The 14,404-nt window shown below is 37.3% G+C and carries 9 protein-coding genes and 2 pseudogenes; 4 read left to right on the top strand and 7 right to left on the bottom strand.

Features of this window, described 5'->3' with window-relative positions:
• The first annotated feature begins 69 nt into the window (after nucleotides 1-69).
• Nucleotides 70-591 carry a MarR family winged helix-turn-helix transcriptional regulator gene (locus L3081_RS19790; RefSeq protein ID WP_242287961.1) on the top strand — a complete coding sequence of 174 codons (522 nt, stop codon included), beginning with the start codon at nucleotides 70-72 and terminating at the stop codon, nucleotides 589-591.
• Here the strand turns inward: L3081_RS19790 and L3081_RS19785 are convergent.
• Nucleotides 583-2,536 (bottom strand): annotated as a pseudogene (locus L3081_RS19785) (BCCT family transporter). The gene L3081_RS19790 and the pseudogene L3081_RS19785 sit on opposite strands and share 9 nt — an antisense overlap.
• A 261-nt stretch (nucleotides 2,537-2,797) precedes the next feature.
• On the opposite strand from L3081_RS19785, the pseudogene L3081_RS19780 reads away from it, so the two are divergent.
• The 3 genes and pseudogenes from L3081_RS19780 to L3081_RS28590 all read left to right on the top strand — a co-directional run bounded on the left by L3081_RS19780 (nucleotide 2,798) and on the right by L3081_RS28590 (nucleotide 7,736).
• Nucleotides 2,798-5,449: pseudogene (locus L3081_RS19780) on the top strand (TonB-dependent receptor).
• A gap of 272 nt (nucleotides 5,450-5,721) precedes the next feature.
• The gene (locus tag L3081_RS28595) at nucleotides 5,722-6,939 is read left to right on the top strand and encodes a tetratricopeptide repeat protein (protein ID WP_338027423.1); all 1,218 of its coding nucleotides are present in this window, start codon (nucleotides 5,722-5,724) and stop codon (nucleotides 6,937-6,939) included.
• Nucleotides 6,912-7,736 (top strand): sulfotransferase family protein, encoded by an 825-nt coding sequence (locus tag L3081_RS28590; protein WP_338027434.1) that lies wholly within the window; start codon nucleotides 6,912-6,914, stop codon nucleotides 7,734-7,736. Before L3081_RS28595 ends, L3081_RS28590 begins: the two co-directional genes overlap by 28 nt.
• A 201-nt stretch (nucleotides 7,737-7,937) precedes the next feature.
• On the opposite strand, the gene L3081_RS19770 is transcribed toward L3081_RS28590, so the two are convergent.
• The 6 genes from L3081_RS19770 to L3081_RS19745 all read right to left on the bottom strand — a co-directional run bounded on the left by L3081_RS19770 (nucleotide 7,938) and on the right by L3081_RS19745 (nucleotide 14,366).
• Complete coding sequence (locus L3081_RS19770) at nucleotides 7,938-8,795, bottom strand: PA4780 family RIO1-like protein kinase (protein WP_242287959.1); 858 nt, start codon at nucleotides 8,793-8,795, stop codon at nucleotides 7,938-7,940.
• Nucleotides 8,796-8,890: 95 nt separating this feature from the next.
• Nucleotides 8,891-10,495 (bottom strand): ABC-F family ATPase, encoded by a 1,605-nt coding sequence (locus tag L3081_RS19765; protein ID WP_242287957.1) that lies wholly within the window; start codon nucleotides 10,493-10,495, stop codon nucleotides 8,891-8,893.
• 244 nt (nucleotides 10,496-10,739) lie between these two features.
• On the bottom strand, nucleotides 10,740-11,354 hold the full coding sequence (locus tag L3081_RS19760) for a DsbA family protein (RefSeq protein ID WP_242287955.1): 615 nt from the start codon (nucleotides 11,352-11,354) through the stop codon (nucleotides 10,740-10,742).
• Nucleotides 11,355-11,368: 14 nt separating this feature from the next.
• Nucleotides 11,369-12,649, bottom strand: coding sequence for an AsmA family protein (locus tag L3081_RS19755; protein ID WP_242287953.1), 1,281 nt, complete (start codon nucleotides 12,647-12,649; stop codon nucleotides 11,369-11,371).
• Between the two features lie 17 nt (nucleotides 12,650-12,666).
• Nucleotides 12,667-13,344, bottom strand: coding sequence for an AsmA family protein (locus L3081_RS19750; protein ID WP_274620667.1), 678 nt, complete (start codon nucleotides 13,342-13,344; stop codon nucleotides 12,667-12,669).
• Nucleotides 13,345-13,541: 197 nt separating this feature from the next.
• On the bottom strand, nucleotides 13,542-14,366 hold the full coding sequence (locus tag L3081_RS19745; RefSeq protein ID WP_242287949.1) for a M90 family metallopeptidase: 825 nt from the start codon (nucleotides 14,364-14,366) through the stop codon (nucleotides 13,542-13,544).
• Nucleotides 14,367-14,404 lie beyond the last annotated feature (38 nt).

Here is a 14,404-nt window from a genome sequence, read left to right as displayed (position 1 = left end):
ACATTTAGCTAGGCAGTGCTTTTAATTTTGATTACACTTAATGTTAGCCAAACATAACAGCATATCATTATGGAAAAACATCAAGAGTTATTAATTGCACTACGAAAAGTTATTAGAGCGATAGATTTACATTCAAAACATCTCAGTAAAACATCAGGTTTAACAAGCCCACAATTGTTAATTTTACTTGAAATAGACAAAGCCTCTGGTGTCAATTCTAGTCAAGTAGCAAAAAGTGTTAACTTGAGTGCTGCAACGGTGACCAATATTCTAGATAGATTAGAAAATAAAGACCTTGTTTCCAGAATACGAAATACCCAAGACAAACGAAAAGTAGGATTATTTTTGACGGAAAAAGGTCAGGCGCTTTTACTTAACGCGCCACAGCCACTGCAAGAGCACTTTATAGATAAATTTTCTAATCTAGCTCAATGGGAGCAATCACAGCTTCTCTCTTCAATGGAGCGTCTTGCAGGCATGATGGATGCAAACGAATTAGATGCAGCCCCTTTATTAGAGCCGGACGCCATGATTTCCGACGAACAAAGACAATATTCCAAAAAACTAATTTATATACCCAAATTAGCGTAATAAATGTAAAAAGTGCAGATGTTTATGGTATTGATCAATAATATTATTAATCACTGCCACTTTTGACCACCCCATAATGTCATAGTCTTGCCCACCTTCCACTAAGTGAACTTCTGCCCGGTAATAACTTTGTTCATCTTCTTCAGCTTCTGTGTTTTCATGATTAAAATCAGGTTGTGAATATTTTCTCGCAAGTACTCTATATACAAATTTTTGCGACTCTCCGTGATCAACAACTAAGCTCAGTCCATTTTTATCTGAAATATTCACCTTTACCTGATTAGCCTGTAGTTCTTTTGCTACTGAATCAAAAGTTTGGCACTACCGTTTGACTAATAAATTTATTTACATTCGTTTTATTAGGAAAATCAACAACGTTTTTTAATCGTGTTTGCCAACTATCGTCATGTTCACTACTAGAATGTGGGATAGCGGTTATTAATTGGCTTTCCTGTTTACACGCTTCAACTCGTAAAGCCTTAATTAAACCAACAATGGCAAGTAATAAGACAATAGTAAAAGGTAAGGCACTGGCAATAGTCATGGTTTGTAATGCATTAAGCCCCCCGACCAACAAGAGTATTCCTGCCACGACCCCAATACCAATAGCCCAATAAATACGTTGCCAAAGTGGGGTGTCATTCTTACCATGTGAGCAAAGCATATCAACCACCATAGCGCCAGAATCACACGAGGTAACAAAAAATATGACGATCATTAGCACACTAAAAAATGATAATACGGCAGTAAAAGGAAAGCTTTCAAGAAACACAAATAACGCTACTGAGGAGTCTTTGCTTACCATTTCACCTAAGCCTACAACCCCTTGGTTATACACTAAATCAATTGCACTATTACCAAAAATTGTCATCCAAAATAAAGTAAATAAAGTCGGTATCAACATTACTCCTATAATGAATTCCCGTATCGTACGACCGCGAGAAATCCTGGCAATAAACAAGCCAACAAAAGGTGCCCAGGCAAGCCACCAACCCCAATAAAATATGGTCCAACCACCTATCCAATCTGTTTTCTTGTAGGCAAATAAATTAAATGTGTTATGCACAATGTCTGCTAAGTAATCTCCCATATTTTGCAAATAGGCTTGCAATAAAAATACCGTGGGGCCAAGCACAAAAATAAGCATTAATAAAATTACAGCGAGAACCATGTTTGTTTCAGAGAGTATTTTTATACCTTTATCTAATCCTGATGCGACAGAAATAACAGCGAGCCCAATAATCAAGCACATGATAATTATTTGGTTTGTACTAGATACATCAATATCAAATAAATATCCAAAACCGGCATTTACTTGAGAAGCGCCTAGGCCAAGGGAAGTAGCGACACCAAACACGGTACTTACTACCGCAAATATATCAACCAAATGTCCTGGCCATTGATAAATACGCTCTCCAATTAAAGGGTACAAAGCTGAACGTAAGGTCAGAGGTAAATTGTGCCGATAACTAAAGTACGCCGAAGACTAATGCCACAATGGCGTAAATAGCCCAAGCATGAAGGCCCCAATGAAAAAAGTCATTTTCATTGCTTCTTTAACCGCAGTAACGGTACCTGTTTCAGCTGTAGGGGGAGACAAAAAGTGCATTAAAGGCTCTGCGACACCAAAAAACATGAGCCCAATCCCCATACCGGCAGCAAATAACATGGAGAGCCATGAGGTCAACGAGTAATCAGGTGTTGCATGATCAGGGCCTAAACGAATGTCACCATAGCGGGACAGTCCGAGAAAAATAACAAAAAAGAAAATAAAGGCTACGCTAAGGACGTAAAACCAACTGCCATTTTCAATAATATTCGATTGAATAAGCGAGAATAAACTTTGCGCTTGCTTAGGTAGCACCGCTGTATAAAGTAAAAGTATTATGATAATTGACGAAGCACCAAAAAATACTTTCTTATTTAATTTACTTTCAACAGTCACAGACAATTTTCTTCCTAAAATTTAATTTGAATTGATATAATTTGAATTGATATTATATATGCTAAGCTTTGTTGTACACAAACAATACTCTAGCATCATAGCAAATAAACCCTAAGCAACTATAGTATTCCCTAAACAACCTTAATATTAGATAACTATTAACACACATCAATATTTGTTAAACTACCTCAAAAATAAAATATAGTTAGAACTCTAATCATATTATTTTAAAATATGATAAAAACACTAAGGGAAATAAATATGAAATTCACTAAGCTGCATATTGCTATGCTAGCAGCCATAACCACATCAGGCTCTCTCTATGCTGAAGAAGCTAAGAAGCAAGAAACAGGAAAAGTAGAAGTTATTGAAGTCACAGCAACTAAACGAACTGAATCAATTCAAGATGTGCCCGTTACAGTAACCGCATTAACTGGTGACAGCTTAGAAAAACTTGGTGTTGCTAATTTTGATCAATATGTAGAATTTCTACCTAACGTTGTTTTTCAAGGCACAGGCCCGGGTCAGAACGAAATCTATATTCGTGGCGCAGCAACCACACAAACCAATATTTCAGTTTCATCTGTTCAAGCACTACAACCTTCTGTTGCTTTTTATTTAGATGAACAACCGGTTTCCATGCAGGGGCGTAATTTAGATATTTATGCTACTGATGTTCAACGAATAGAAGTATTACCAGGGCCACAAGGTACGTTATTTGGCGCTAGCTCTCAGTCTGGCACAGTACGCTTAATTACCAACAAGCCAACACATGACGGATTTTCCGCAGGTTTTGATACCAGTACAAGTTCCACTCGTGGCGGCGATTTAAGTAACTCAGTTGAAGCATATTTTAATATGTCATTAACTGACTCACTTGCTGTACGTGTTGCTACTTACAATGATCACCAAGGTGGTTGGATAGATAATATTCTAAACACACCTGGTGAAGGCGGTTATATTGGTAGCGCTGAAGTTATCAGCCGAATTTCTGGCGGTGCACTCACCAATCCTGAAAGCGTACCCGTTACCATTCCAAAAAATGATGCCTTAGTTGAAGATAATTTCAATACTGCTGATTATGCCGGGTGCACGTTTTGGTTTATCTTACTTATTTAACGATGATTGGGAGCTTTTAGTTCAACATACCCAACAATCCTTAGATACTGAAGGTGTGTTCGCTTATGATCCGAACCTTGAGGGTGAAACATCAACCAACCGTTTTACACCAGAAAATAACAATGATGATTTTGGTTTAACCACGTGGACATTAGAAGGACGACTTGAGCATCTTGATTTAGTTTATACGGGTGGTTATCTTGACAGAGATATCAATTCGACTATCGATTACACCGGCTATACTAATGGTGGCTCTTTTGCCGCTTATTATGTTTGTAACTATGCAGGAATTCCTGAAACAGAACAAGAATGTCTTGACCCTACTAAGTTTTATAAAGAACAAACTAGTACTTCACGTATCACCCATGAATTTCGCATAAATACATCATCAGAGAATCGCGGCGTGTTACTGCAGGCGTGTTTTATGACTCGCAAGAATTATCAACAGTAGGTCAATTCAATATCGCTAATACTGAAAAATTTGATAATTTATCAACAACCCTTAAAGGCACAGAAGGTATCAACAGTAATGGTGGACCTTTTCCAAGAGAAGTGAGTTTTGTTAATGATATTACCCACACAATCGATCAAGTTGCTTTATTTGGCCAGATTGAATTTGATATCACTGATACCATTACTGCAAGTTTTGGCGCTCGTTGGTATGAAATAGAAGACTCTTATAAAGGCTCTACTTCAACCGTTGACGTGAGTGGTAGGTTACGAGCCTTTGGCGATGGTAGCGAAACGGCGTTAACTGAATTTTTCGGTGCTCAAGAGGCCGCCGCCATTCAAGCCGCTGTAGCCAGTGGCCAATTAGACACCAACTTACTTGATAATGATGGTAAGTTAACGGTTGACGATACTATTATTAAAGCGTCACTTGATTGGAAGATATCGGATGACGTTATGTTATTTGCCTCATATTCTGAAGGTTTTAGACCGCCGGTTACCAACCGAGTTGGCGGCGGTTTAGCCAAAAACCAAGAAGGTGCATTTGACGGTTTCCGTATACCGGTATATTCAACAACCGATAGTTTAGACAATATTGAAATTGGTTTTAAATCCACACTTTTTGACCAAAGTTTACGCTTTAATGCTACCGCATATTATTCAAAAATTTCAGATCTACAAACGTCACGATTTGATCCAACGAATATCAGTTTCTTAGTGTTTACTGATAATGTGGGTGATGCTGAAATAAAAGGTATTGATGGTGACTTTACTTGGGCAGCCACTGATAACTTAATTATTAGCGGTGCTTTTAGTTTTATCGATTCTGAATTAACGTCAATTAACAATGAACTTAAAGGTATAGCCCCTTCTGTTGGTAGTCAATTACCTTATTCAGCTGAATTCTCTGGTAACTTACAAGCCCAGTATTTCTATTCACTTGGAAAAGATTTAACAGGGTATATTAATGGCTCGGTCAGCTACACTGGTGATAGATTAGCCAGTATGACAATGGATGCATACGTACTTGAAGATACTACTAACTTAGTTTATGGAACGGGAACAGGCTTAAGTATTGAAAAAGAAGCGGACGTTTATTCAGGTGTTAATTACAAAGACAGTAACGGTGAAACCTTTGTCGGTGGTCGTTATGTGCAAGACAGCTACATCTTAGCTAATCTCAGCTTTGGGGTAACTAATGACTCATGGAAAGCTGAAGTTTTCATAGATAATTTAACTGATAAGAGCGCTGTATTATATATTGATTCACAACAATTTACACCAAAGGTTGTAACCAATAGACCACGTACTATCGGCTTTAGATTTTCATACGACTTTTATTAAATAGTTGTTTTTGATTAATCGCCGATAAATATAAATATCATGACTATATTCGTATTTATATTGAAGCCGTTTGATATGTATCAAACGGCTTTTTATTGATAGAGTATCAGCAATAATAATAGGGTCTGTTGACCTTTCATGTTTAAATTTTGTTCGAATTAAATGCTTTTTGATCGCGGCGCTAGGAATGCAGCATAGTTTTTCTATGTAAATTCCTTGCAGCAAAGATCAATAAACCCTAATTAAATACAAATTTTTCTGGAGAAAAATCGTTGAACCAAACCACTACTTCTACAATTGAAACTCAATTAAAAGCTATTCAACAATTAATCCAAAGAGCTAAATTTGACGACGCTATAGCACAAGGTCAGATATTGCGACAAAACACAATGGATACACAACACAAAATTCAATTGTGGTATTTAATTGCTGTCGCCCAACGCTACACTAAAAAATATGATAACGCGCTAGATAGTATTAACAATTTACATAAACTTGACAAAAAACACAGTAGAGCTCGTCAAGAACAAGGCTACAATTTTCTCGCTTTAAATCTACCTGAACAAGCCAAAAGTGCCTTTGAAAAAGCAGTACAGCTAAACCCGAGCTTAGTAGCCAGTTGGCAAGAGCTAATCGAGCTTTATAGAAGCTCAGGGCAGCAAGAAAAAGTGCAAAAAACAGCCAACCAATTAGAAAAACTAAAAAAATTCCCACCTGCTCTACTTGCAGTAACAGAATACATGCATGAGGGGAAACTCTTAAAAGCAGAACAAATTTGTCGACATTTTTTACAAAATAACAAGCACCACGTTGAGGGAATGTGTTTACTTGCTGAAATAGGCATGGAACTAAAAATATACGATGACGCCGAGTTTCTACTTGCCAGTGCGTTAGAATTAGCGCCAACACATATTTATGCCCGCTCTCAATACCTTAATTTACTTATTCAATTAGGTAAATATAAAGCGGCAGAGCAACAAGTTGACATGTTATTACTAAAGCAACCTAATAACCTCAGCTTTAACATAGCTAAAGCGAACACATTAACTGGCTTAGGTAAAACAGAGCAAGCCATTGCGTTATATGAACAAACGATAGCGCAAGCGGAAAATGACATGGCACCATTAAGCATGGAAAAAAATATCCAACTCGCACACGTTCAACTGCAACTTGGCCATGCGTTAAAAGCTAAAGGTGACATCACTAAAGCAATTACTTCTTACCAAAAAGCATATCAATTAAACCCAAGTTATGGTGATGCTTTTTGGAGTTTAGCGAATACCAAAACTTATCGGTTTAGTGATGAAGAAATTAGCCAAATGCAAAGTCAACAAACCAATATAGACTTACCCGCAACAGATAAAATACAGTTATTCTTCGCAACAGGGAAAGCTTTTGAAGACAGACAAGATTACAAGCAAGCTTTCCAGTCTTACCGGAAGGAAACAAGCTACAACATGATATTAGTGGCTTTGACATTACTAAAATAGAGCAACAAGTAGAAGAACAAATAAAATATTGTACTGCCGAGTTATTTGCAGCACGAGGAAATTTAGGACATAAAGCAAACGATCCTATTTTTATTGTTGGTTTACCCCGAGCAGGCTCGACCTTACTTGAACAGATACTTGCCTCACACAGCCAAGTTGATGGCACCATGGAATTGCATAATATTTTAGGTTTAGCCTCTCGATTAAAAGGGCGGCAACCATCAACAAAAGAAAGCCAGTATCCCAAAAATTTAAACGAGATTAATCCCGAATATTTTCAACGTTTTGGCCAACAATTTATCAATGAGACCCAAACATACAGAGAACAAGCTCCATTATTTATTGATAAAATGCCTAATAATTTTCTGCATATAGGATTAATCAAATTAATACTCCCTAATGCTAAAATTATTGATGCAAGACGTTCTCCCATGGCATGTTGCTTTAGTGGCTTTAAACAGCTATTTGCACAAGGACAAGACTTTAGTTACAACCTTGAAGATATTGGTCGTTATTATAACGCCTACTTAAAGTTGATGGCACATTGGGAGAAGGTATTACCAGGCTTTGTTTTAACAGTAAACCATGAAGATGTTGTGGAAAACTTAGAAACACAAGTGCGAAGAATGCTTGATTTTTGTGGTATTGATTTTGAACAATCTTGTCTTGATTTTCATAAAACCAAACGGACGATAAAAACACCAAGTTCAGAACAAGTTCGCCAACCTATTTATAAAAGTGCCACAGAACAATGGCGACACTTTGAGCAATATTTAACGCCCTTAAAAAAGTATTAAATGCTAGGGTCTGTTGACCTTTCGCGGTTAAATTTTGTTCGAGATAACAGCGTTTTAATCGCGGCGAGTAGTGTGTAGCCTAGTCATTATAAGCAAATACTGCTCAACAAAGAGTAAAACGCTTTTAGCCGAATCCTTCGGACAGCGTTTGTTGGTCATTAGTTGCTGAGATTGATAGTACGCCCTACATGATTTCGCTTACTACTCTACCTCATTCGCTTCAGCGATTCGTTGCAAGCGATCTTGTTCTTCAATAAAAGCGGCTTTTATTTCTTCAATAACGTTATCAACATCTGCTGAAACATCGCTTTCTTTAAACAAGCCAGTGAGTTTTGTTTCAAACGTTAATTCACCACGTTCATATAATGCCCACATTTCTTGCGCATATTTACTTAAAAGCAGCTCAGGCGCAAATTGGCCATAATATTGAGTCATATTATCAACATCACGAATTAACATGGCTTTCGCATTATTGTTAGCTGAAGCGTCTATCGCTTGTGGTAAATCAATAATAACGGGACCATATTCATCAACAAGCACATTAAATTCTGATAAATCGCCGTGAACAATGCCCGCACATAGCATACGTAACACATACAACATCACCAATTGATGATCTTCAATGGCTTGCTCTTTAGACATCACCACATCGTTTAGCCTAGGCGCAACATCACCCGATTCGTCAGTGATTAATTCCATTAACAAAACACCATCAAAACATCCGAATGGATGTGGTACTCTAACACCGACCTCGGCAAGTGTATAAAGTGCATCAACTTCTGCATTTTGCCATGCTTGCTCTTGTTGATTACGACCATATTTAGAGCCTTTTTCCATGGCTCTTGCACGTCGGCTATTTTTACTTTTTCTGCCTTCTTGATATTGCGCTGCTTTTTTGAAACTACGTTTATTGGCTTCTTTGTATACTTTAGCGCAACGAATTTCATCACCACAACGAACCATAAACACAGTCGCTTCTTTACCACTCATTAGTTGACTGATCACTTCATCAACTAATCCATCATCAACTAATGGTTGTATGCGTTTTGGGATTTTCATCGCAAGATCAAACTGTAATTTATCAAAGGGTGAAACATTTAAGCTCTCTGTTTTTCAATTTATTAAAAAGGTGACTTCGTAAATAACCTAACAACTTAGGCAACTTTCTTTGTATTAACTTGACTGGCAAGATATTCGTCTAATGACCCTTGGAAATCAACTAGTTTTTTCTCTTTAATATCAATAATACGTGTTGCTAAGCTAGAGACAAACTCACGGTCATGGCTAACAAAAATCAAGGTACCTTCAAATACTTTAAGTGCGTTATTTAAAGCATCTATCGCTTCAATATCCATATGGTTTGTTGGTTCATCCATAATCAATACATTTACATCTGCCATCATCAGCATACCAAATAATAGACGATTTTTCTCACCACCGGAGCAGTTTCTTGCTTTTTTATTCGCGTCGTCATCGGTAAATAGTAAGCGACCCAACATACCACGAACACTTAAGTCGTTGTGACAAGGTCTGCGCCATTGTGACATCCAATCCATCAACGTTAACTCATTATCAAAAAAGCTACCGCTGTCTTGTGGGCAGTAACCTAATGAGGCATTTTCAGACCACTTAACCACGCCCTCAGTTTGCACCAATTCGTTCATTAAACAACGTAGCAAAGTGCTTTTTCCGACACCATTTTCACCAATAATAGCTAACTTAGCACCTGCTTCTAATAACAAGTTACCTTTTTCAAATAGCATTTCACCATCAAAGCCGTGACTTAAATCTTCAAGCTCTAATGCTTGTCTGTGCATTTTTTTACCTGGTGCAAAGGTGATTTTAGGCGTAATACGACTTGATGATTTTACTTCATCTAATTTAATTTTATCCATTTTCTTGGCGCGAGAACTGGCTTGTTTAGCTTTTGAAGCATTGGCACCAAAACGGTTGACAAAATCTTGCAATTCTTCAATTTCGGCTGCCTTTTTAGCATTGCCTGATAATAACTGTTCACGTATTAAAGCAGACTGCGATAAGTAAAATTCATAATTACCAGGATAAATACGTAATTCTCCATAATCAATATCAGCCATATGAGTACAAACTGAATTAAGGAAATGTCTATCATGTGAAATAATAATCATAGTACATTTACGTTTATTCAATTCACCTTCTAACCAAGTAATGGTATGAATATCCAAGTTGTTAGTCGGTTCATCCAACAATAAAATATCAGGGTTTGCAAATAACGCTTGAGCAAGTAGTACACGTAATTTCCAACCCGGTGCCACTTGTTGCATTGAGCCGTAATGAAAAGACTCTTCTATTCCCGCTTCTAATAGTATTTCACCGGCACGACTTTCTGCGGTATAACCGTCCATTTCAGCAAATTGACTCTCTAAGTCACCCACTCGCATGCCATCGGCTTCACTCATTTCAGCTTGCGCGTAAATAGCATCACGCTCCTGCTTTACTTTCCATAATGCCATATCGCCCATGATGACAGTATCAACAACATTATGTTGTTCAAAAGCAAACTGATCTTGCCCCAAAGTGCTAACTTTATAACCACTACTAACAGACACATTACCTGAAGTTGGTGCTAAGTCACCACTGAGTATTTTCATAAAGGTAGATTTGCCACAGCCATTTGCACCGATCAAACCATAACGGTTGCCGTTGCCAAATTTAGCAGATATGTTTTCAAATAAAGGCTCAGCGCCAAATTGCATGGTGATGTTCGATGTAGTAATCAATTGATCTTCCTGGGTTTTTCAAACGAATATTGAATAATAACTTGTTAGAAAACCCCATTTACAAAAACGTAGGAAAACAACAAAAACACTCAAAATAATAAGGTCGCATATTATACAGGAATTAATCGCAAGCCTACACTTAATATTGAACTTTAGTGGTTATTTTTTCGCCTGCACGTAGCAAAATGGCAATATTGCTACGTTTATGGATGACATAATGCGGCAATAGTATTCATTGAGCATACTATGCATTAAGAATGTGGCTAATATCCGCTAATGTTGCAGAGTAATTTTGATAATTAATGGCAATAGAATGTCTAACACCATTATGTTCGAGTACCAGAGATGGAAAACCTTGCTGCGTTAGCTCTCTAGCAAAACGAATTTGCTGCATTAATGCTTGCTCAGTTTCCGTTGACGAGAGATCAGTAATAAAATGAGGTAGATCTAACGACAATTCTTTTGCCAAACCGGTAAGTACTTCATTATCCGATGGATTTAAAGCACGCAAATAATAAGCTTGTTGGATCGCCCCAACCATAGCGACTTGATAACCTTGATTATCAGCAGCAATAGCTGCTCGGCATGCATTATAAGTTGAGCGTCGTGGTGTATTTTTCTCCCAAAAGTCATAATTAAACTGCGTACCAAGCTTTTTTTCAATAGTATGCCAGTGTGCTTTTACCATGGCTTGCTGCTCAACTGGCATTGGACTATTTGAGTCTGGTGCTAAGCCTCCCGCAACATATTCTATTTGAATAGTATTAGGTAAGTTTAACTTCAAATCATCCCAAACTGGTCTATAGCCCCAAGACCAACTGCACATAGGATCGTGTATGTAATATAAAAAAGTGTTCATAAATATAAGCCACCTTAGCCAAATAGCTTTTTAAGCTTATCTTTGACTTTATCTTTCACTTTTTCTTTTAATTTATCTTTCGCTTCTGCACTGACATCAGGTCGTATTTTGATTTGATGAAATGGCCCAGAAATTTTAATTGGAATTTTAATACCAGAGCTAGCTTCTTGCGCGGCTTGTCCTTCAACTGAAGCCACCATTTCAGTAACAATTTGCATTTTCATTTTGGTTTGTGGTAAGTCAATATCCCCTGCCCCTGATACACGAATAAAAGGGTTCAGCAAAGAGATATTGTTAGTGTTAGCCAAGCCTTTAGTTATTTTAAACGTTCCTGTTAAAGCCGCAAAATCGGTTTTTTCTGCATTACTAAAATCACTGTCTAAACTGACCGCGGCTAAATTACCCGTCATGATATTATTAGCACTTTTAGCAACAGCCGCTAAGTTAACGCCTTTAATGGCACCATCAACAAAACTAAAACTCAGCTCACCATTAAGTTGTTCAATAAAACTTTTTTGGCTAAGACCAATGGTTGATAAATCCCACGCCAATTGACCTTTACCCATCAATTTGTCAAAACCTGCAGCATCAGTAAGTAGGGGTTCGGCATTGATATTTTCTAGCAAAAATTTACTGTTAACCTGATATGGTTTTTTATCAGCTAACACTTGTATAGTACCTGCTCCCTCGCCTTCGTATGCTTTAAAATTAAGTAAATCAATCGTAGCTTTTCCTTTTTGGAGCTTAATCGCTAAGTTATTCTCTCCTAGCTTTATTTCTCGTACGCGTAGTTCGCTTGATTTAATCGCCAAGTCGGCGTTGATTAATGCTAATGAAGAGAGATCTATTTCACTATCATCCCATACCAAAGGTTCATTCTTAGCTTCCTTTTCAACTTTAGCCTGCTCAGTTTCTGGTAAATATGGATTAAGGTTTAAAGCACCTAAATCAATATCCGCTTTAACCATTAAAGGCTCAGACAAAGTTATTGTTGATGAACCAGTAAAGGCTAGTTTATCTAACGCCATAGCGATGCCGTTCAATGATAATTTGCTATTAGCAAAATGCATGTTCGAAGCGAGTGAGAACTGGTTAAATGCTTCATCTTTAGCAACTAAAGGTATATTTTGCCAGGCTAATATATCTTTAGCAACTAAAGGTATATTTTGCCAGGCTAATATTTGTTTAACAGAATCACCTGAAATAGATAATGCTCCTTTAATATCCTGACCTTGTTTTTGTATTTCACCTTCATAATTCACATTTACTAACGCTGATAGTAACGATAATTCCACTTTAAATGGTCAAGTTATTAATAGCGTTCGGGTGTGGTTATGTTTGATTCGAGTTCAAAGACTTTATCCATATAACGAACGCTGCCTGAAACCGTAAGCGTTTGTCTAAGTGATGGTAATAAAACAGCCAAACTTAACTGATCGATAGCTTTTGTTGTTTTGTTTTTATGATCAATAATAGTCAGCTTACCGCCTTGTATTTCTACTTGGCCAAGCGCAATATCAAACCCTTCAGGTAGCACAACGTCTGAGTCCTTACCTGTGTTGTCACTAGGTTTAGTCGGTCGGGCAGTTTCATTATTATTTGCAACAGAAAATTGCCAATTAACATTACCTTCTGCTGTTGTTTCTAATAAAATATCAGGGTTAACAATGACAAATTTATCAATTGTTAATTCCCCAGAAAAAATAGACAGCCAAGGAATATGAATATTCAACTCATCCACAGTTGCCATATTAGGTCTTGAGCCGAATTGCGCATTAGCAAAACGTACTTTATTAAGTACGATAGATAAAGAAGGGAAAAAGCTCAGTTGCTTATCACCATCAACCGATAAGGTACGCCCAGTAGCTTGCTCGACTTTAGTGCTAACTTGATTAACAATATCATCTGTGGAGATTAATTGTGTTGCAGCCACAATAACGATAGCCATTAAGGCGATTATGATTATGAAGACTTTGAGGAATATTCGCATAATTGTATTTTATTTCACTTATAGTTCAGAAGATGACCGCAGTTTACGATAACGGCTTATGAGTAATACTATAGTAAACAAGTAGGTTCAAGTCAGTTAATATTACTAAAAAAAGATGTGTTAACGCCCCACTTAAAGACATCCCTTGCACACTACCATGACACGTCTTTTCTTAATTTGTAAATTTATATGTCAATTTACAACCAATTAACAGGATCAACTTGATAATACTGTTTTAGTTGCAAGTAGAGTTTGGGATGCTCATGGTAGAATTCGCGTGACTTTTCAAAAAAAACTTCACTAGCAACAGCAAAGAATTCAGCGGGGTTGGTTGCACCATAATAATCAAATATTGAAGGTTTTCCTGTTTTAGCTTGCTTTTTCAGTAATGCAAACTGTTTAGCAAACACCTCAGACCAACATTGATAACTTTGTCCTTTTTCTAATAAAGGTGCGCCATTTGCCCGACCACTTTCTTGATCTAATTGATGTGCAAATTCGTGTATTACTACATTGTGGCCATCGTCCGTAATTTTAGCTCCCGCTATTGTGTCTTGCCAAGATAAAACAACTTTACCAAAATCCCATGACTCTCCTGCCAATGCTATTTTTGTCGTAAACTGCACGCCCCCTGCATCTTTACTAAGTTGTGATTTAACAAAAGCGCTAGGATAAACCAATATGGTTTGTAATTTGGGGTAAAAATCTGTTTTACGATTGAGTAATAATAAACATGCTTGTGCCGCAACCGTTACTTTTATTTCATCAGTAATTTGAACGCCGTTACAACCAACAAAATTTTTCTCTGCCAAAAACACCTGAATATGCTGCTTAAGCTGTAACTGTAAGTCTGTTGGCATCTGCCGGAAGTAAGGCATTCGTTGTTGAATAATTTTGCGCCACTCTTTTTTAAATGGCTGACGTGTGATTTTACCCCGTTGATAGTTACGCCAATACGGTTTACCGACAGAATAACCAATGAGGATAACGCCGATTAGTATAGGTAATAGATAAGACAACATAATAAACTTTGTTAGTTAGGGTTTATTATGAAGTAGGT

It is taken from the genome of Colwellia maritima, from assembly GCF_022669015.1.
In the GTDB taxonomy this organism is placed as follows: Bacteria; Pseudomonadota; Gammaproteobacteria; order Enterobacterales; family Alteromonadaceae; genus Colwellia; species Colwellia maritima.
The sequence above is the reverse complement of the archived record's forward strand: the minus strand, read 5'-3'. Positions and strand labels throughout refer to the sequence as shown.

What these genes read in the sequence shown, in the direction of transcription:
- L3081_RS19760 (WP_242287955.1), bottom strand. Translation starts at nt 11,354, where the DNA reads ATGAACACTTTTTTATATTACATACACGATCCTATGTGCAGTTGGTCT.
- L3081_RS19750 (WP_274620667.1), bottom strand. Translation starts at nt 13,344, where the DNA reads ATGCGAATATTCCTCAAAGTCTTCATAATCATAATCGCCTTAATGGCT.
- L3081_RS19745 (WP_242287949.1), bottom strand. Translation starts at nt 14,366, where the DNA reads ATGTTGTCTTATCTATTACCTATACTAATCGGCGTTATCCTCATTGGT.
- L3081_RS19790 (WP_242287961.1), top strand. Translation starts at nt 70, where the DNA reads ATGGAAAAACATCAAGAGTTATTAATTGCACTACGAAAAGTTATTAGA.
- L3081_RS19770 (WP_242287959.1), bottom strand. Translation starts at nt 8,795, where the DNA reads ATGAAAATCCCAAAACGCATACAACCATTAGTTGATGATGGATTAGTT.